Raw genomic sequence first — 18,152 nt, 5'->3', positions numbered from 1 at the left:
GGAAAGCCATGGAGAAGGTCTACAGCGCCGCCCGCATCCAGCCGGAAGAGCACAGGGACGTCCTCGCGCAGCTCTGGAAAGAGAACCTCGCCCACGGCGAGGTATCGCAGGAGCTCGTGGAGCGGCGGATGCGCTGGTTCCAGGAGCAGAACCCGGCCGGCCCCCCGCGGACCTGGATGGGCTTTCACGGACCGGAGCGGGAGATCATCGGAAGCGGCTCGTTCTACCCGCGCGATCTGTACGTCGACGGGCGCAAGCTCAAGGCCGGCGTCCTCGGCGATTTCGGCGTGACCAAGGCGCACCGCATCGCGGGGGCCGCCATGAGCATCCAGCGAGAGCTCGCGAGGGGCTGCCGCGACGCCGGGGTCGATTTCGTGTTCGGCTTCCCCAACAAGGCCTCATTCCCGATCTTCCAGCGCGCCGGCTACAAGAAGATCGCCGATTCCATCATCTGGGTCCGGCCCCTCATGGCGGCATACAAGCTGAACGAGCTCGCGGCCTCGTCGGCCGGCGAGCAGCGGAGCACCGTGAGCACGGTGGTGCAGCGGGTCGCCGAGCGGGCCGCGTCGGCGGTCCCCCACCCTCGCTGGCGCGCGCTCTGGGAGGCGGCGGAGCCGGGCGCCGCGCCCGCCCCGCTCGCGCAGGCGCTGTCGACCGCGGCGGAGCGCGTCGTCCAGCGGGCGACGGTGAAGCCGGACAACCTCCTGGTCCGGGCCGCGGGGAGCGCCATCGACGCCTCGATGGCGCTCCGGGACACCGCCGCGCTGCTCGCGAAGGGGAGCCGCGTGCGCACCGAGCTCGTGGACGCCGCCGATCACCGCTTCGACGCCCTCTGGTCGCGGGCGAAGCCCTGGCCGATCGTCGGCGAGCGGAGCGCCCAGTTCCTGAACTGGCGCTATGCGCAGCTCGGCAACGCCCGATACCGCTTCTTCTGCATGCTCGACAGGCACGACGGGCGGCTGCTCGGCTACGCCGTCTACTCGGTGCGGAACAACAAGGTCGAGGTCAGCGACCTGTTCTGCGAGGACAACGGCCCCACGTTCGACGCCCTGCTGCTCGAGTTCTGCCAGGCGATGCGGCGAGAGGGGCACGTCTCCGTGGGCATGCTCCTCGTGACGCCCCCTTCGTTCAGCGCCCGCCTGCGGGCGCTCGGGTTCTTCTCCCGGCCCCACCCGCCGAGCGTCGGCTCGCGGTGGCTCATCGTACACCTCGATCCCGCCTTCCCCGACGAGCTGCGGCGCGTGCTGCTCGACGCGGAGAGCTGGTTCATGACCGACGGCGAGCTCGACGTCTGACCCCCCGGGTGATCAACCCGATCCGCTGGACCACTTCCCGCCGCCGGTTACCCTTGCCTCTCCATGGATAACGAGGCGCCGGCCCTGTCCATCGCGCGGCTGCGCTCCGTCTGGGATGCGGAGGTAGGCCCCTCCGCGCGGCGCGCGCTCACCGCGGCGGCCTGCGCAGGGCTGTTCGGCGCGGCGCACGTGGCGCGCGTGGGGTCCCCGCTCGCCCGCGGGCTCGCCGGCGCCGGGCTCGCGCTGCTGCTCGCGGCGATCGCCGCGCGGGCCGTCCTCGTGCGGCGGCGGCGCGGCGACGCCCGGCGCACGGTGCGCGAGATCATCGGCCGCACGGACGAGGCGCTCGGCGCCGCGACCCTGCGGGCGCTCACGCTCGCGGATCGCGCCGCGGCCGACGATCGCGTCGGCTCGCCGGAGCTCGCCGGCCTGCACCTCCGGCGGCTGCTCGGCCGCGCCTCGCAGGCGCGCATCATCGCGCGCGCGCGGCAGGCGGCGACACGGTGGGCGGGCGCGGGCCTCGCCCTCGGCGCGGCGGCGCTCGCGGCGGCGGCGATCGAGCCGTCGCGCGTCGTCGAGGGGCTGGACGTCCTCGCCGCCCGCGGCGGCGAGGCTCCCCTCGATCTGCCGTGGATCGAGGAGGTCGAGATGACGGCGGCGCCCCCCGAGTACCTGCACCAGGGCGCGGAGGAGCTCCTGCCGTTCGCGCCGACGATGCAGCCGCGAGGGACCGTGATCACGGTGCGCGGCCGCCCCGTCCGCGCGGGGCGCGCGCTCGTGCTGACGGACGGCGGCGCCGAGGTGCCGTTCGTCGACGACGGCAAGGGCGCCGTGGTCGCCCGCTGGACGCTCGGCGAGTCGACGACCCTCCAGGCGGCCGCGCGCTTCGGGCGGGTGCGCGTCCGGCAGGCCGACACGCAGCGCGTCGTGTCGATCCCGGACGACGCGCCGCGCGTCACGCTCGAGGGCGCGCCGCGCACGGTGAAGCTCCTCGACGAGCCCAGCATCCCGCTCCGCTACGAGATCACCGACGATCACGGCCTGCGCGAGGTCGATCTCGTCCTGCGCGCCGGAGCGAAGGAGGAGCGGCGGGTGCTCTCGCGGCCGGCGGCGGACGCGAAGGTCGATCGTGGAGGCTACGAGCTCCGGGCGCGCGATCCCTTCTTCCGCAGGACGTACGTGCCCGTCGAGGTGCGGATCGAGGCGCGGGACAACGATCCGATCGAGGGCCCGAAGTGGGGCAGGAGCGAGGCGATCCTGGTCGTCCCGCCGCAGGTGGGCGAGCCCGAGGCGCGGCGCTACGCCGCGCTCGTGAAGGCGCGCGACGCCCTCACGGATCTGCTCGCCGACCGCATCGGCCAGAGGACGCCGGAGGCGGGCGGCGCGGCGGCGCACGCGGCGCACGAGGCCGAGGTGCAGGCGACCGCCAGGGCGGTGGTCGAGGCGGCGCTCTCCGCGGATCACGGCGGGCTGCGGGTGCGGGGGCGCATCGCGTCGCTCGCCCGAGGTCAGCTGGCCCGGCTCGACGCGGCGCTCGCCGCCGAGCGGAAGTCGACGACCCGCGCGGCGCACCAGGGGCTGCTCGACGAGACCGAGGGCGCGCTGCTCGCGTTCGACGCCGGCCTGCGCGGCCTGGGCCACCGCGACGCCCGGGCCGTCGCCCAGCGGCTCGCCGACGTCGCGGACGAGGCGGCGGCGGCGGCCGAGCTGCTGGGCAGCGGCGACCGCGAGGGCGGCGAGGTCCGCCTGGAGGCGGCCGTCACGGTGCTGGGTGGCGGGGGGGTCGAGCTCGGCAAGCTCGGCGAGCTCGGCCTCGACCTCGGCGAGATCGTCGCGAACGATCTGCGCAGGATCGCGCGCGCCCGCGGCGTCGGCGACTGGCTGCACACCGAGCTTTCGGCGCGCGACCTCGCGGCGCGGCTCAGGCGGCCGGAGCCTTCGTTCGGCGGCGGCGGCCGCGGCGGGGTGGAGTCGGGCGCGCCGCGCGGGCCCGACCCCGGGGACGCGTCGAACGCCGACGAGAGCGTCGCCCAGAGCGAGCGGGATCTCGAGGAGCTCGCGCGCGATCACGCCGCCGAGACGAACGCTGTCGCCGAGGAGCTCTCGCGCGCGTCGCGGCCCGAGGACATCGCGGCGCTCCGGGAGGAGGCGCAGAAGCACGCGGAGGCGATCCGCGAGGCCGTGCGGGACCTGCCGCAGCCGGGCGCGGCGCCGGGCTCGGCCGAGTCCGCCGCGGCGGCTGGCAGAGAGCAGGCCGAGGCGATGGCCGGCGCGCTGGAGCAGGGCCGGCCCGAGGAAGCGGTGACGAGCGGCCGTGGCGCGATGCGCTCGCTGGGCGACGCCAAGCGGCTCGGCGCGCAAGCCGGCGGCTTCTTCCCCGAGGAGCGCGCCGCTCGCGAGGCCGCCGAGGCGCAGCAGCCGCTCGCCGAGGAGCTCGCCTGGGCCGAGGAGGCGCTGCGCAAGCTGCGGCAGGCGGCGGCAGAGCGGGCGCGGGACGGCCTCGGGAAGTCGAGCCAGCGCGAGGGCTCGCTCGCCGACCGCGCGCGCGATCTCCGCAAGCGGGGCGAGCGCGGCGACGGCCGCATGCCGGAGGAGACGCTCGATCGCCTCGACGAGGCCGAGCAGGCGATGCGCGACGCCCAGCGCGCCCTCGCCGAGGGGGACGGCGAGGGCGGCAACGAGCGCCAGCGCGACGCGCAGCGGCTGCTCGAGATGTCGAGCAGCGAGGACCAGGGTCAGGAGGGCGACGCCGAGTCGGAAGGGGAGCGGAACATGGCGAGGAAGGCCGACATCCCGGACAAGGACAAGCACAAGGGCCCCGAGGAGTTCCGCCGTCGCGTGCTCGAGGGGCTCGGGGGGACCTCGGAGCCGCGGCTGCGAGAGGCGGTCAAGCGTTACGCGGAGGGGCTCCTGAAATGACGCGCACCGGCGGCGGGGCAGCCCCGGCTCGGCGCGGGGCGGCGGCGATCGCGAGGCGCGGCCTCCGGGCGGCGATCCTCGCCGGGCTCGCGACGGCGTCGGCGACCGCGTCCGGCCGCCTCACGGTCGGCGATCTCGATCGCGCGGCCCGGGCGCGGGCCGCGATCCTGGAGATCGACGTCCCCGCGGCGCGAGACGCCCTGAAGGACGCGGATCCGGCGGACCTCGCGCTCGCGCTCGAGCGCGGCCGCCTCGCCATCTACGAGGGCGACTGCGACGCCGCCTCGGCGATCCTCGCGCGCCCCGATCTCGCGGCGACGGCCGAGGGCGCGGCGCTCGGGGACATCGCGCGCGGCTGCGCCCGGGCCACCGCGGCGACGGTCGTCATGAACGACGAGGAGCGCGGCGTCTGGGTGCGGCTCCAGGACGACGACGATCGCGCGCTCGTGCCGTTCCTCGTCGACGTCGCGGCGAGGACCCGCGACGTGCTCGCGAAGGACCTCGGCGTCGAGCTCCTCCGGCCGCTGCGGATCGATCTCGTCCGCGATCAGTTCACGCTCTCCGCGATGACGGGGCTGCCCGAGGACGCGGCGCGGACGACGGGCACGGTCGCCATCGCCAAGTGGGGGCGGGTGACGATGCTCTCGCCGCGCGCCACGCCGAACGGCTATCCCTGGCTGGACACGCTCGCGCACGAGATAACGCACCTCGCCCTGTCGCGCGGGACGCGCGACAACGCCCCGCTGTGGCTGCAGGAGGGCGTGGCCAAGCGCGAGGAGGTCCGCTGGCGCGAGCCCGACCCGCTGGACGACGTGCCGTCCGCCGACGCGATCGCCTTCCTGGGCATCCAGAAGGGCCTCGGGCGGCCGCTCGACAAGATAGGCCCCTCGATCGCGATGCTCCCGAGCGCGGAGGAGGCGGCGGTCGTGTTCGCCGAGGTCGCGAGCTTCATCCGCTACTGGACGAGGGAGGCGGGCGACACGGCGCTGCCGCAGCTCTTGCGCCGGCTCAAGGACGCGAGCAGCGACGCGGACCTCGAGCGGGCGATCGCCGAGATCTCCGGCGCGGATCTCGCGGCGTGGGACAAGCGCTGGCGCGCCTACCTCGCCAGCGTGCCGGCCGACGTGCCGCCCGACCTCGCGCCCGGCGCGGACATGCCGCACCGGCAGGAGGTGAGCAAGCGGGTGCGGCTCGGCCAGCTGCTCCACGACCGCGGCCACCACGCCGCCGCCGCGGTCCAGCACGCGCGCGCGCAGGCGCTCGCGCCGCACGAGCCGGCGGTGCGCTGCTTCCTCGCCGCCGCCCTGCTGGCGTCGGGCGAGCGCGCGAGCGCCTCGCCGCTCGTCGAGCGGGTGGAGGACGTGAACAGCCGCTACGGCCGGTGGTGGTCGCTGCACGGGCTGCTCCACGGGGGCCCCGACGGAGACCGCTCCTTCTCGGCGGGCACGGCGCTCGACCCGCTGAACCCCGACGTGGCCTGCGAGGAGAAGCTGCCGCCCGATCTGCCCGGCGATCTCCTCCGTTCGGCCCTCTGCGAGGCCGCGCGCCGCAGGGCGCGCTAGCCCGCCGCATCCGAGATCCAAAAAAAGACGGCGAGACGAGGAAATAGCGCCGCTCAACGCAATGGCGCGCGAGCGGCGGTTTGTGCGTGAGCGCGCCCGCTCCGGATTCCGTCGCGCCGGAGCGCGCTCCTACGGTGCGCGGGATGCCGAACCCTGGTCGCATCCCCTTGATGATCGCGCTGGGCCTCGCCCTGCCGGCCCCGGCCTACGCCCACGGCGCGCAGCGCGCGCCGCAGCCGCGTGTGCACGGCGAGCTCAGCGCGTCCTCCGTGCTGGCGTTTGGCCTGACACCCACGGCAGGCGTCGGCCTCTCGCCCGCCGTCGCTCTCCGCTGGTCCGACCTGTCCGTGTCGCTCGAGGCGCGTGCGATCGTCGCGCTGGGCAGCGCTCCGAGCGATCTGCCGAGCGCCGGGCCGCGGCGCATCGGCGCCGGGCTGGGGGTCATGTCGCTCTGCAGGCACCGGGACGGCGTCTTCCTGTGCAACGTCTTCCAGCTCGGCGCTGTCCGCGCGCCCACCGCAGAGAGCATCACCCAGGCGGAAGACGGCGTCCTCTGGCTGCTCACCTCCGGCGCGCGCGGCGGCGCCGAGTGGCGCGTCGCGCGGTACCTCCAGCTGCGCAGCTTCCTCGAGCTGCACATCGTCATGGCGCGCCCTCAGCTCTCGGCCGGCCCGGCCGCGAGGTGGAAGACCTCGGCCGTCGCGGCGATCGCCGGGATCGGCCTGACGTTCCCGGTGGACCCGGGGTGACCCGAGGTGAAGCGCGTCGCGCCTGCGCCCCGCGGCGCGCGCCTCCGCGGGCCTCGCGCGGCTCAGGCGCCGCGCCGGAGGAGGTCGCGTGCCCCGCGCGGCCTCAGTGCTTCGCGCGGAGCGCGCGCGCCAGGGTGTTCCTGCCGACGCCGAGCCGCTTCGCCGCTTCCGTCTTGTTCCCCTCGCACGCCCGGACCATCGCCTCGACGTAGCGCCGCGTCACCTCGTCGAGGGTGAGCCCGAGCGGCAGCGCCACCCGCGCGTCGCCCTCGGGCGCGGCGGCGGCGTGCGGCGGGGCGCCTTCGCCCCGCCGTGTCGGGAGGTGCCCCGCGGAGATGCGGCCGTCCGGCGCGAGGGCGATGGCGCTCTCGACCCAGTGCTCGAGCTCGCGCACGTTGCCTGGCCACGTATGAGCGCGGATGTGGCGGAGCGCGTCCGGATCGAAGCGCGGCGACGGCCTGCCGTACCTCGTCGCGTAGACGTCCGCGAAGTGCCGGGCCAGCGTCTCGATGTCCTCGGGGCCGCGCTCGCGCAGGGCCGGCAGATCGATCTCGACGACGCGCGCGCGGTAGTAGAGGTCCTTCCGGAAGCGCCCCTCGGCGACCGCGCGCTCGAGGTCGCAGTGCGTGGCGCACACGACGCGCACGTCGGCGCGGAGCGACTGGCGACCGCCCACGCGCTCGAAGGAGCGGTCCTGCAGGAAGCGGAGGAGCTTGCCCTGGATGTCGAGCGGCAGGTCCCCGAGCTCGTCGAGGAACAGCGTGCCGCCCTCGGCGAGCTCCACCTTGCCCGGCACGCGCCGGTCCGCGCCGGTGAACGCCCCCCGCTCGTGGCCGAAGAGCTCGCTCTCGACGAGCTGCGCCGGCAGCGTCGTGCAGTCGACGGTGACGAAGGGCTTCGTCTGGCGCCTCGAGTTGACGTGGATCGCCCGGGCGAACAGGCTCTTGCCCGTGCCCGTCTCCCCGCGGAGGAGCACGGTCGCGTCGGTCTGGGCCGCGAGCTGGACCTTCTCGTACACGGCGGCCAGCCGCTCGCTCCGGCCGACGATCCGGTTGAACGGCCCCTGCAGCACGACCCCCGGACCGCCGCCCTCGGCAGCGCGGAGCGTCGTCAGCGAGAGGGCGCGGGCGAGCTGCGTCGCGAGCGCGACGAGGTAGCGCTGGTCCTCGTCGTCGAAGGGCGCGCCTGCGCGGTTCAGCAGCTGGACGACGCCGCGGACCGGCGCGGCGCCGTCCTCGCGGATGGGCGCGACGAGCATCGAGCGCGTCGTGTAGCCCGTCGCCCGGTCCGCCGACGGATCGAAGCGCGGATCGCGCGAGGCGTCGTCGACGCGCACGACCTGTCCGGTCGTGGCCACGTGCCCCGCGATGCCGCGCTCGAGTGGCTGCCGGAGCGAGGGGAGCTCGGGCAGCAGGGCGACGCGCGTCACGAGGTCGCCGCGCTCGGCGTCGACGAGCCAGATCGTCGCCCGGTCGGCGCGGAGCGCCTTCGCGAGCCGCTCGCACGCCGTGCCGAGGAGGGCGTCGAAGTCGACCTCCCGGGCGAGGAGGGAGGCGAGATCGACGAGCAGCGAGAGGCGCGACATGGATAGCGGAGCAGTGTCCAGCATAGAGGGCGCCGCGCTTGTCGTCATCCGCGTCATCACGCGGCCCGGGCGAGGGCCTCGACGTGGATGCAGAGCCCCTCGCGCGCGGCGACCGAGGCAGGGAAGAGCTCGCGGGAGAGGCGCTCGATCTCCGCGACGCCGGCGTCCGTCCGCTGCGGGTCGTGGTGGAACAGGACGAGCTTCCGCGCGCCGCACGCCCGCGCGATCTCCGCGCCCGCGACGTACGTCGAGTGCCCCCACCCGACCTTCGAGCGCCCGCCGTCGCCGCGGTACTCCTCCGGGGTGTACTGCGCGTCATAGATGAGCACGTCGGCGCCGTCCGCGAGCGCGCGCAGCGCCGGATCGACGCAGGCGTAGTGCTCGGTGTCGGTCGCGTAGACGACGCTGCGGCCCTCGTGCTCGACGCGGTAGGCGAGGACGCCGCCCGGGTGGTTGAGCTTGGCGATCCGCACGTGGACCTCGCCCACGTCGAACGCCTCGCCCGGCCGCGCCTCCCGCACGGCGATCTGCGCTCCGAGCTCGTCCATGCGGACGGGGAAGCTCGGCGCGGCCATCTGCGTCGAGAGCACCTCGCGGAGGCTCCCGATCCCGTGCGCGCTGCCCACGATCGACAGCCGCGAGCTCGGCAGGTACGCCGGCACGAAGAACGGCAGGCCCTGGATGTGGTCCCAGTGCAGGTGCGACAGCAGCACCGTTGCCTCGACCGGCCCCTCCCGGAGCAGGGCATCTCCGAGCTTGCGCACGCCCGTCCCTGCATCGAGGATGATCCGCGACGAGCCGCAGCGAACCTCCACGCAGCTTGTGTTTCCGCCCACCGCAGCCGTCTCCGGCCCAGGCGAAGCGATGCTCCCGCGAACTCCCCAGAACTTGATCTCCATCGTTGTTGCGAGCCTCCTCGGCCCTCTTCAGCGAGCGGCGTGCCAGGACGCAGGCCCTTGAAACCGCTCTGCTTTTCTGCTGCGCCCGCGGAGGTCGATCGAAGTTGCAGCGCGAGGTCCGGATCGCCGCTTCAGAATGGAGCGCGCCGACGGGGCGGGCGGCGGGCTCTCGCGCCCCCATTTGCGCGGAGCGGCGCTTCGCGATTGACGCGCTCGCAGCGACGTGGAGAAACGTGGGGCGCGGGGGACGGGCCTGGCGTCGCGCCTCGGATCGCGCTGTGCGTCGCGTCAAGGCTGAGCTCTCTCGCTGGATGGGGATCGCGCCGACGCTGGAAGGTTCGTCTGACCCGAGCGTTGACCAAGGTCCTTCCTGAGGCCTAGCATTCCTGCACCGCTCTCTTTCCCGCATCGTTACCGCTGCTCCGCACAATGACCGTTGCCACCTACGCCGCCGCACAGCTGTTGCGGGTGCTTCCGCGAGAGCGCATTACCCGGGCCGTTGGCCGCCTCTGCGACGCCAGGGCACCCGCCGCCGTCTTGAACACGGTGGTGAGGCTCTACGCGCGCGCGTACCGCGTCGACATGGACGCCGCCGAGGTGCTGACGAGCCCTTACGAGAGCTTCGACGCGTTCTTCACGCGCAAGCTCCGCGAGGGGATGCGCCCTGTCTGCTCCGATCCCGGAGCCATCACCAGCCCTGCCGACGGACGGGTCGAAGCGCTCGGCCCCGTGACCGACGGCGGTCGGCTGACCATCAAGGGGCAGCCCTACCGCGTGGAAGACCTCGTGGGCGACCCCGCGGAAGCCACGCGTTATGACGGCGGGCAGTTCGCGATCGTCTACCTGTCGCCCCGCGACTACCACCGGGTCCATTCGCCCGTCGCCGGGCAGGTGAGCCTCATCCGCTCGATGCCGGGGGAGCTGTTCCCGGTGAACGCGATCGGCGAGCGCCACGTCCCGGGCCTCTTCGCGCGCAACCGGCGCGTCGCGATCGTGATCGACACGGAGCGCCAGGGCCGCGTTACGGTGGTGATGGTGGGCGCGATGATCGTCGGACGGATCACGGTGAGCGCCGTCGACGCGCGCGACGTGCCGCTCGGCCTGCACACGATCTCGCCGGCCCTCCCGGTCGCGGCCGGCGAGGAGATCGGCAAGTTCCACCTCGGATCCACCGCGGTCATGTTCGTGGAGCGAGGGGTAGCGCCCCCCTGGAGCAGGGCTCCTGGGCCGATCCTCTACGGCGAGCCGCTGGGCGGAGGGGACCAGCGATGACGAGCGAGCGGCCGCGCAACCCCCTGGCTACGCCCGCCCAGGAAGGCGGCGCCTCCGGAGAGCCCGGCGCGCCGCTGCCGGGCGAGGCAGGGAACGCGGCCGCATCGCCGCCGCAGGGCGAGCAGGGCTCGCTCCCCGCGCGATCGTCCGCTCCGCGGCCCGAGCGCGCCCCCAGCGTGCGCCCGCAGCTCGCGACGACGACCCCGCTGCCGCTGCCGCGCCTCGACGTCATCACGGGCATCGCGGACGGGAGCTCCGGCGGGCAGATCGCGGAGATCCCGGATCTCGATCTCGACCCGCGGATCGCCGGCCCCCCCACGGAGCGCTCGCGGCACGGCGCTCCCCTGCCGGCGAACCCGAGCTCCAGGCGGTCCTGGCAATCGCTGGCTGCGGAGGTGGAGCGGGCCGCGGAAGTGGAGCGCGGTGAGGGCGCGAAGACCGGGCGGCGGCGCTCGCGGCGGCTCGTGAACGTGTCGGGAGACGCGGCGCAGCAGGCCGACGATCAGGCCGCCACGCAGGACCGCGCCACCGTGCCGGAGGATTCCGCGACGCCGCGCTCGCACGCGCTCGACGACGCGGACGACGACGGGTGGCCGAGCGCCTCCGAGAGGCGGCCCAGCTACCCGACGCTCGAGGCGCCCAGGCATCCCAGCGAGCCCGCGCTCGATGGATCCAGGCCCGCCAGCAAGCCGGCGGCTGCGACGGCGACGGCGACGAGCCTGGCGGAGCTGGTCGCCCCCCGTGCGGTCCCGCGCCCGTCCCCGAAATCCTCGAGCCTGCCGCCGATGCCGGCGCCGAGTGGGCTCATCATCGATCCCGATTCGGTCGCGGTGATCCGGCCGCTGCAGATCGTCAGCATCGAGTCGGACCTGCCGCCGGTGCCGCCGATCACCTCGGTCGCCGAGCCCGCCAGACCGCCGCTCTTGACCGATCCGGCGGAGCACGAGTGGCCGCCGCTCCAGTTCAGGATCCAGCCGGACGAGGCCCCGACCGGGATGGGCCTCGAGTCGTTCCAGGAAGGCCTCTCCGAGGGCCCGCCGACGGCGCGCGACGCCGCCTTCGACGCCCTCCAGCCGGAGCCTCGAAGGCGGCCAAGGAGGCAGGCCTCGGCGCCGGAGATCGACGCGCGCCCCCTGGACTGGCCGCTGGGAGCGGGCGCGGACGAGGTCGCGGAGGTCGAGCTCGAGTCCGGGTCCGTCAACGAGGCGAAGGCCCTTCTATCGGACGCTCCTCCCGGAGGAGGCGAACGCCAGCAGGGGCAGGGCGATCCGACGCGCATCACCGTGCCGCCGAAGAGCACCGAGGTCGAGCTGGAGGAGGTCGAGCCCGAGCGCGAGGCCGAGCTGGCCGACGCGAGCTCGGCCGCGCAGACCGACCCGCACGCCGCGCAACCCAAGAAGCCGCCGCCGCCTCCCTTGCCGCCGCGGCGCCCGCGCGCGCAGGCGCTGGCGTCGCCGGATCTCGCGACGTTCACGAGCTCGGTGCCGCCGCCGCCCGTATCGGCGCCGCCCGTGTCGGCGCCTCCGTCTCCCAGCGAGCCGTCCGCGGCCGCGCGGCCTGCCGCTCCCGCGGCGGCGCCCGCGGCGAAGCAGGTCGAGCACGATTCCGGGCCCTCGACCGAGCCCGCCGCGCGCCGGAAGCGCCCGTGGTGGGAAGAGCTCTTCGGCGACGACTTCCTCCGCACGCTCGACAAGATCGACAGCAAGGTGGTTCGCCGCGAGGTCGATTTCATCGAGGAGCGGCTCGGCGTCGAGAAGGGCGCGGTGATCCTCGATCTCGCGTGCGGCGCAGGCGGCCACGCGATCGAGATCGCCAGCCGCGGCTACAGCGTGGTCGGCTACGACCTGTCGCTCGCCATGCTCGCCCGCGCCGCCGACGAAGCGCAGGATCGCGGCCAGAAGCTGAACTTCCTCCAGGGCGACATGCGCGAGATGACGTTCGAGGAGACCTTCGACGGCGTCTACTGCTGGTCGACGAGCTTCGGCTACTTCGACGACGAAAAGAACGCGGATGTCCTCGCCCGCATCCGCCGCGCCCTCCGCCCCGGCGGAATGCTCCTGCTCGACATCGTCAACCGCGACTACGTGGCGTCCCGCCAGCCGAGCCTCGTCTGGTTCGAGGGGGACGGCTGCGTCTGCATGGATGAGATGCACGTGGATTTCTTCACGAGCAGGCTCAAGGTGAAGCGCACCGTCATGTTCGAGGACGGCCGCTCACGCGAGCTCGACTACTCGCTCCGCATCTACGGGCTGCACGAGCTCGGCAAGGTGCTCCACGAAGCGGGCTTCAAGGTCACCGAGGTGACCGGGCACCCTGCGCACCCCGGCGTCTTCTTCGGCTCCGAGTCGCCGCGGCTCATCGTCCTTGCCGAGCGGAGCTGAGGCGCTAGGGCTCCCCGCGCATGAGCTTCGAGGCCGCGATCGCGCGCGCGTTGCCGGGGATCCCGCGCAGCGCATCCCCCGTCGATCAGATCGCCTACGCCCGCGATCTCTGGCCGCGGCACCACCTCGCGGTGACGGAGGGCCGCATCGCCGAGCACCGGCCCGGGATGATCGTCTGGCCGTCCTCCACGGAGGAGGTCGCCCAGGTGGTGCGCTTCTGCGCGGACGAGGGGCTCCCGCTGGTGCCCTTCGGGGCGGGCTCGGGCGTGTGCGGCGGCGTCTTGCCGGACGAGCGCACGGTCGTGCTCGATCTCAAGCGGCTCTCCCGCCGCCGCTCGCTCGATCGTGAGGCCCCGTCGGTCGAGGTCGAGGCCGGCGCGCTCGGCATCCGCTTCGAGGAGGAGCTCAACGCCGAGGGCTTCACGCTCGGCCATTTCCCATCGTCCATCCTCTGCTCGACCGTGGGGGGCTGGGTCGCGGCGCGCAGCGCCGGCCAGTGCTCCGGGCTCTACGGCAAGATCGAGGACATGGTCGCCTCGCTCGAGTGCGTCGTCGGCCGCGGCGAGATCGTCCGCTTCGATCGGCGCGCGCGAGGCCCGGATCTCACGCCGCTCCTCATCGGCAGCGAGGGCGTGCTCGGCGTGGTCACCGCCGCGACGCTCCGGCTGCACCCGGCGCCGCCGGCGCGCGCCTTCGCCGCGTTCTCGTTCCCCAGCGTCGAGGCCGGATGGGACGCGATGCGGGCGATGTTCCAGGCCGGCCTCCGCCCGGCGGTCTCGCGGCTCTACGACCCGTTCGACTCCTTCATGGCCCGGCTCGGCGCCGTGCGCCGGCAGCGGGCCCACGCCGGCGCAGCCGATGACTCCTCCGAGGGGGCGGCCGCGCGGGGGCACGGCGCGCGCGGCCCCGGGGCCGGCGCCGCGGTGCTTCGCGGCCTGCTGCGCGCGCCGGGGCTCCTCAACCAGATCGTCGACGGCGTCGGGTCGCGCGTGCTCCGCGGCGCGACGCTCATCCTCATCTTCGAGGGCACGGCGCGCGCGAGCGCGGACGACCTCGCCCGCGCCGCGGCGATCGCGGAGCGCGGCGGGGCCAGGCCGCTCGGCGAGGAGCCCGCGCGCCACTGGCTCGCGCACCGCTACAGCGTGAGCTACCGCCAGGCGCCCGTGTTCATGGCCGGCGCCTTCAGCGACACCATGGAGGTCGCCGCGCCCTGGTCACGCCTGGACGGGCTCTACCGCGCGGTGCGCGGCGCGCTCGGGCGCCACGTGTTCGTGATGGCTCACCTGTCCCACGCGTACCCGGACGGCTGCAGCATCTACTTCACCTTCGCTGGCAGCGCGCCGAGCGTCGCGGCGGCCGAGGCGAAGTACGACGCGGCCTGGCGGGCGGCCCTCGACGCCGCGATCGACGCCGGCGGGACGCTCTCGCATCACCACGGGGTCGGCCGGAGCAAGGCGCCGCGGCTCGGCGCCGAGCTCGGCCTCGGCGCCGACGTCATCCATGCGCTCCGCGGCGTCTTCGACCCCGCGGGCGTCATGAACCCTGGCAACCTGCTCCCGCGCGAGGGCTCCTCTGCCGCGCGCCGCCCGCTGCCGCCGCCGCCCGCTGGGCCGGTGCTCGACGGCGACTCCATGCTCGTGCACGCCGCCGGCGCCGCTCGCCTCGGCGAGATCGAGCGCGCCCTCGAGCAGCGCGGCCTCACGCTGGCGATCGACTTCGGCGCGACCTCGCCCGAGCTGACGGTCGACGCGTGGATCGCGGCGGGCGCCCCCGGCGCGCCGGATCCGTGGAGCGATCCGGTCGATCACCTCGTCGCCGGGTTCACCGCGCGGCTCGCGTCCGGCGCCGAGCTCGCGGTGCGGCCCGCTCCGCGGCGCGCGGTGGGCCCGGATCTCTTCGCGCTGTTCCTCGGCGTGGGTGGGCGCGTCGGCGCCGTCACGTCCGCGCACCTCCGTGCCCACGGCGCGTCGCGGCCCCGCGCCCTGCCGACCGCGCTGCCGCGGCAGCCGTCGCTCCGCGACGACGAGGCGGCGTGGCTCGACGCGGTGGTGAGCGCCGCCCGCGACGTCCGCTGAGCGCGGTCGGCGCGGCGCTCGCTCGGAGCGCGGCCAGCGTTCAGCCGGGAGGCCAGGCCATCGGCCTTCCGCCCATCACGTGGACGTGGATGTGGAAGACCGTCTGGCCGGCGTTCGCGCCGCTGTTCACCACGGTCCTGAAGCCGCTCTCCGCGATGCCGGTCAGCTCTGCCACCCGGCGCGCTGCGAGGAGCAGCCGGCCGAGGACGGCCTCGTCCTCGGGCGTGGCCTGGGCGATGCCCGCGATGTGGCGCTTCGGGATGACGAGCGCGTGCGTGGGCGCCTGCGGGTTCACGTCGTGGAAGGCGATGACGTGCTCGTCCTCGAACACGACCTTCGACGGGATCTCCTTGTTCGCGATCTTGCAGAAGATGCACATGGCCGCCTCCTACTCCCAGGGTGCTTGCGAGTCACGCTGCGCCCGGTCACGCGGCAGCGCCCTGGTCCCGGGGTCCGGCTCTCCCGGCGCCCCCTCGCCGGGAGACTCCAGCGCTCCGCCGTGCTTCCCCTCGGGCAGCAGCCGGGCGAGCGCGCGCTCGATCCGCGACGAATCTGCCGGCTCGGGGAGGAGATCGTGCGGCAAGGCGGCGGCGCCTGTCGCCGAGCTCGGCGCGGCGTCCCCGCCTGCTGGCTGCTCGGCCCGAGGGACCGCTCCGCGCGCGACCGCGATGCGGAGCACCGCGAGCTCCAGGGCGTCGAGCGCGGCGGTGCGCTTCAACCCGAGCGACGGCACGTCGTAGGTGAGCAGCGCGCCGCCGCTCGCGGCGGGCGCGAGCCCGGCGCGGTCCGCGCCCGCGACCAGCTGCCGCACGATGCTCCTGAGCAGCGCCGCCCGCCGCCGCACACGGCGCGCCTGCGGGTCGGCGTACAGCGAGAAGAAGCGGTTTCGCGAGAAGGTCGACGGCGCCAGCACGAGCGCGACGAGCAGCGCCTCCGGATCGACGGCCGGCGCGTCGATGGGCGGCGCGCCGATGGGCGGCGCCCCCATCACGTGGCGGGCTCCAGCGCGCCGGGCCCCGAGAGCCCGCCGCGCCGCAGGAGCTCCGCCTGGCGGTGCGTGCGCAGCGCGCCGATGAGCTCGTCGAGATCCCCTTCGATGATCTTGTCGAGCTTGTGCAGCGTGAGGCCGATCCGGTGATCCGTCACGCGGTTCTGCGGGAAGTTGTAGGTCCGCACCTTCTGCGCCCGCTCCCCCGTGCCGACCATGGTCCTTCGCTCGGCGCTCTGGGCCTCCTCCTGCCGGCGCTGCTCGAGCTCGAGCAGCCGGCTCCGGAGCACCTTCATCGCCTTCGCCTTGTTCTTCAGCTGGGAGCGCTCGTCCTGGCACTTCACGATCATGCCCGTCGGCAGGTGCTTGAGCTGCACGGCGCTGTTCGTCGTGTTGACGCCCTGGCCGCCGGGGCCGCCCGACGCGGCGATCGAGATCTCCAGGTCCTTCTCGTCGATGTGCACGTCGACCTCGTCGGCCTCGGGCAGCACGGCGACCGTCGCGGTCGAGGTGTGGATCCGCCCCTGCGTCTCCGTCGAGGGGACCCGCTGAACGCGGTGGACGCCGCCCTCGTACCGGAGGTGGGAGTAGACGTCCTGCCCCGTGATCAGCGCCGCGACCTCCTTGTAGCCGCCGGCGGAGGCCTCGCTCAGGTTGAGCACCTCGACCTTCCACCGCTTCGTCTCCGCGTAGCGGCAGAGCATGCGGAAGAGATCGGCCGCGAAGAGCGCCGCCTCCTCGCCGCCCTCGCCGCTGCGGATCTCGATCACGGTGTTTCGCGTGTCGTTGGGGTCCTTCGGCAGGAGGAGCACCTCGAGCTCGGCGGCGAGCCGCTCGCGCTCGAGCTCGAGCTCGGGCAGCTCCGCCTGGGCGAGCTCGGACAGGTCGGGATCGCTCAGCGCCTCGCGATCCTCGGCGATGCGCCGCTCGACGTCCCGCAGCCGGGCGAAGGCGACGACCACGGGCTCGATCTCGGTCCGCTCGCGGTTGAGCCGCTGGAGCTCGGCCGGCGCGGAGAGCACCGCCGGGCTGCACATGAGGTGCTCGAGTTCCTGAAAGCGGCGCTGAACCGCCTCGAGTTTCGCGATAGGTAGCATCTGCAATCCGAAGACGACGCGGGGTTGGACGGCGGCGAGGGGCGCGGCGGAGCCGGCGCGCGCTAGCCGTGGGCGCCTGCGTAGCCGGGGTCGGCCAGCAGCTTGGAGTAGTCGGCGAACACCCGATCGGGCTGGACTGGAGCGGCCACCGAGGCCTCGCGCCAGAGCGTCGCGCGGAGCGACGCGAGGGCGATCTCCAGCTGCGCATCGTCGGGCTCCGCCGTCGTGATCTTCTGGACCAGGAACCCCGGCCAGAGCAGCACGCGGAGCGGGCCGGTGGTGCAATAACGCGCGAAGATCCGCTGGATCTCGAAGGTGACCGCGGCGATCAGCGGGAGGAACGGCAGCTTCATCAGGAAGAAGGTGACGCTCTCGACGAGCCGGCCGCCGGGCAGCTTGGGCAGGAGCGCCCCGAGGGACGCCCCGGCCACCGAGAACACCACGATCGACACGAGCGCCACCATGACGAGGAACGTCGTCCCGCAGCGGGGGTGCATGGCCGTCTTCCGGCGCGCGTTCTCGACCTCGAGGACCTCGCGCGCCTCGTAGGTGGAGATCGCCTTGTGCTCGGCGCCGTGGTACTGGAAAACGCGTCGAACCTCGGGGATCTGGCGGATCAGGAGGAGGTAGCCGACGACGATGGCGAGCTTCGCCACGCCGGTGATCGCCTGGAACGCCGGCGACGTGACCTCGAGCCCGAGGCCCAGGAGCTTGTTGACCAGCTCGGCGCCGGCCTGGGGCGCCGCCACGAAGAGCAGGACCGCGAAGAGGATCGGGATCATGCCCATCCCTCCCCCCCGCTTCTTCCCCTCGCCCTGACCGCCCGGCGCGGGGCTGCCCGTGATCTGCGCGGGCTCCACGTCCTGCGCCGCGATCGCCGCCATGCTGAGCGCCAGGGAGGTGAGGTTCACCCCGCCCGCCTGCCCAGCGCTCGAGCGCTTGGACTCCGGCCCCTTGGCCGAGCCCGCCTCCTCGGCCGAGAGATCTTGCTCGTAGAGGTCCGCGGACCAGCGGAGCGCCTGGGATCCCAGGCGGAGCGACTCGACGAGGGTCGCGATACCCCGCACGAACGGCCAGGTGCGCGCCCCCTTCGAGACGGCGGTCATCGGCTGCTCGCGCACGACCAGCTCTCCCGAGCGGCGCCGGCAGACGATCGCGACCGAGCTCGGCGACCGCATCATGACCCCTTCGATGACCGCTTGGCCGCCGATATACGGACGTGCAGGCTGATCGCTCATACGCGTTCCAATCTAGCGCATAACACGGCCAGCGCATCGGCCCGACCGACCAGCGCCGCACAGATGAACGCGCCGGCGTCGTTTGATCCGCG

At 74.2% G+C, this 18,152-nt stretch carries 13 protein-coding genes; 7 read left to right on the top strand and 6 right to left on the bottom strand.

Translation table 11 applies throughout. From position 1 onward, the window contains the following. Positions 1-8: 8 nt before the first annotated feature. From WMF14_RS48385 to WMF14_RS48370, 4 genes are all read left to right on the top strand, one after another. Positions 9-1,295: a GNAT family N-acetyltransferase gene (locus tag WMF14_RS48385; RefSeq protein WP_437797698.1), complete on the top strand. Its 1,287-nt coding sequence runs from the start codon at positions 9-11 to the stop codon at positions 1,293-1,295. A gap of 63 nt (positions 1,296-1,358) precedes the next feature. After that, the gene (locus tag WMF14_RS48380) at positions 1,359-4,214 is read left to right on the top strand and encodes a DUF4175 family protein (protein WP_437797696.1); all 2,856 of its coding nucleotides are present in this window, start codon (positions 1,359-1,361) and stop codon (positions 4,212-4,214) included. Continuing rightward, positions 4,211-5,776, top strand: a complete 1,566-nt coding sequence (locus WMF14_RS48375) for a hypothetical protein (RefSeq protein ID WP_437797694.1) — start codon at positions 4,211-4,213, stop codon at positions 5,774-5,776. The genes WMF14_RS48380 and WMF14_RS48375 overlap by 4 nt, the downstream gene beginning before the upstream one ends. Before the next feature lie 143 nt (positions 5,777-5,919). Then, positions 5,920-6,525, top strand: coding sequence for a hypothetical protein (locus WMF14_RS48370; protein ID WP_437797692.1), 606 nt, complete (start codon positions 5,920-5,922; stop codon positions 6,523-6,525). A gap of 103 nt (positions 6,526-6,628) precedes the next feature. Here WMF14_RS48370 and WMF14_RS48365 read toward each other — a convergent pair whose 3' ends face one another. Together WMF14_RS48365 and WMF14_RS48360 are read right to left on the bottom strand one after the other, a co-directional pair. Continuing rightward, on the bottom strand, positions 6,629-8,134 hold the full coding sequence (locus WMF14_RS48365) for a sigma-54-dependent Fis family transcriptional regulator (RefSeq protein ID WP_437797690.1): 1,506 nt from the start codon (positions 8,132-8,134) through the stop codon (positions 6,629-6,631). A gap of 32 nt (positions 8,135-8,166) precedes the next feature. Further along, positions 8,167-9,009 carry an MBL fold metallo-hydrolase gene (locus WMF14_RS48360; RefSeq protein WP_272096768.1) on the bottom strand — a complete coding sequence of 281 codons (843 nt, stop codon included), beginning with the start codon at positions 9,007-9,009 and terminating at the stop codon, positions 8,167-8,169. Positions 9,010-9,558: 549 nt separating this feature from the next. Between WMF14_RS48360 and asd the strand changes: the two genes are divergently transcribed. Genes asd through WMF14_RS48345 form a run of 3 tightly spaced genes read left to right on the top strand, consistent with a single transcriptional unit; the run spans position 9,559 to position 14,737 of the window. After that, complete coding sequence (gene asd / locus WMF14_RS48355; protein ID WP_437797688.1) at positions 9,559-10,281, top strand: archaetidylserine decarboxylase; 723 nt, start codon at positions 9,559-9,561, stop codon at positions 10,279-10,281. Continuing rightward, positions 10,278-12,662, top strand: coding sequence for a methyltransferase domain-containing protein (locus WMF14_RS48350; RefSeq protein WP_437797686.1), 2,385 nt, complete (start codon positions 10,278-10,280; stop codon positions 12,660-12,662). The genes asd and WMF14_RS48350 overlap by 4 nt, the downstream gene beginning before the upstream one ends. Before the next feature lie 20 nt (positions 12,663-12,682). Beyond that, the gene (locus WMF14_RS48345) at positions 12,683-14,737 is read left to right on the top strand and encodes an FAD-binding protein (protein WP_437797685.1); all 2,055 of its coding nucleotides are present in this window, start codon (positions 12,683-12,685) and stop codon (positions 14,735-14,737) included. Between the two features lie 40 nt (positions 14,738-14,777). Here WMF14_RS48345 and WMF14_RS48340 read toward each other — a convergent pair whose 3' ends face one another. From WMF14_RS48340 to WMF14_RS48325, 4 genes are all read right to left on the bottom strand, one after another. Then, entirely contained in the window at positions 14,778-15,116 is a 339-nt protein-coding gene (locus tag WMF14_RS48340) for a histidine triad nucleotide-binding protein (protein WP_012241641.1), read from the bottom strand. Positions 15,117-15,125: 9 nt separating this feature from the next. Continuing rightward, positions 15,126-15,725, bottom strand: coding sequence for a hypothetical protein (locus WMF14_RS48335; RefSeq protein WP_437797684.1), 600 nt, complete (start codon positions 15,723-15,725; stop codon positions 15,126-15,128). Then, positions 15,725-16,822 carry a peptide chain release factor 1 gene (gene prfA / locus WMF14_RS48330; RefSeq protein ID WP_437326626.1) on the bottom strand — a complete coding sequence of 366 codons (1,098 nt, stop codon included), beginning with the start codon at positions 16,820-16,822 and terminating at the stop codon, positions 15,725-15,727. Before prfA ends, WMF14_RS48335 begins: the two co-directional genes overlap by 1 nt. A 62-nt stretch (positions 16,823-16,884) precedes the next feature. Beyond that, positions 16,885-18,060, bottom strand: a complete 1,176-nt coding sequence (locus tag WMF14_RS48325) for a DUF1385 domain-containing protein (RefSeq protein ID WP_437797682.1) — start codon at positions 18,058-18,060, stop codon at positions 16,885-16,887. Positions 18,061-18,152: the final 92 nt, after the last annotated feature.

Source organism: Sorangium sp. So ce693 (assembly GCF_051521375.1).
GTDB classification, from domain to species: domain Bacteria; phylum Myxococcota_A; class Polyangia; order Polyangiales; family Polyangiaceae; genus Sorangium; species Sorangium atrum.
The sequence above is the reverse complement of the archived record's forward strand: the minus strand, read 5'-3'. Positions and strand labels throughout refer to the sequence as shown.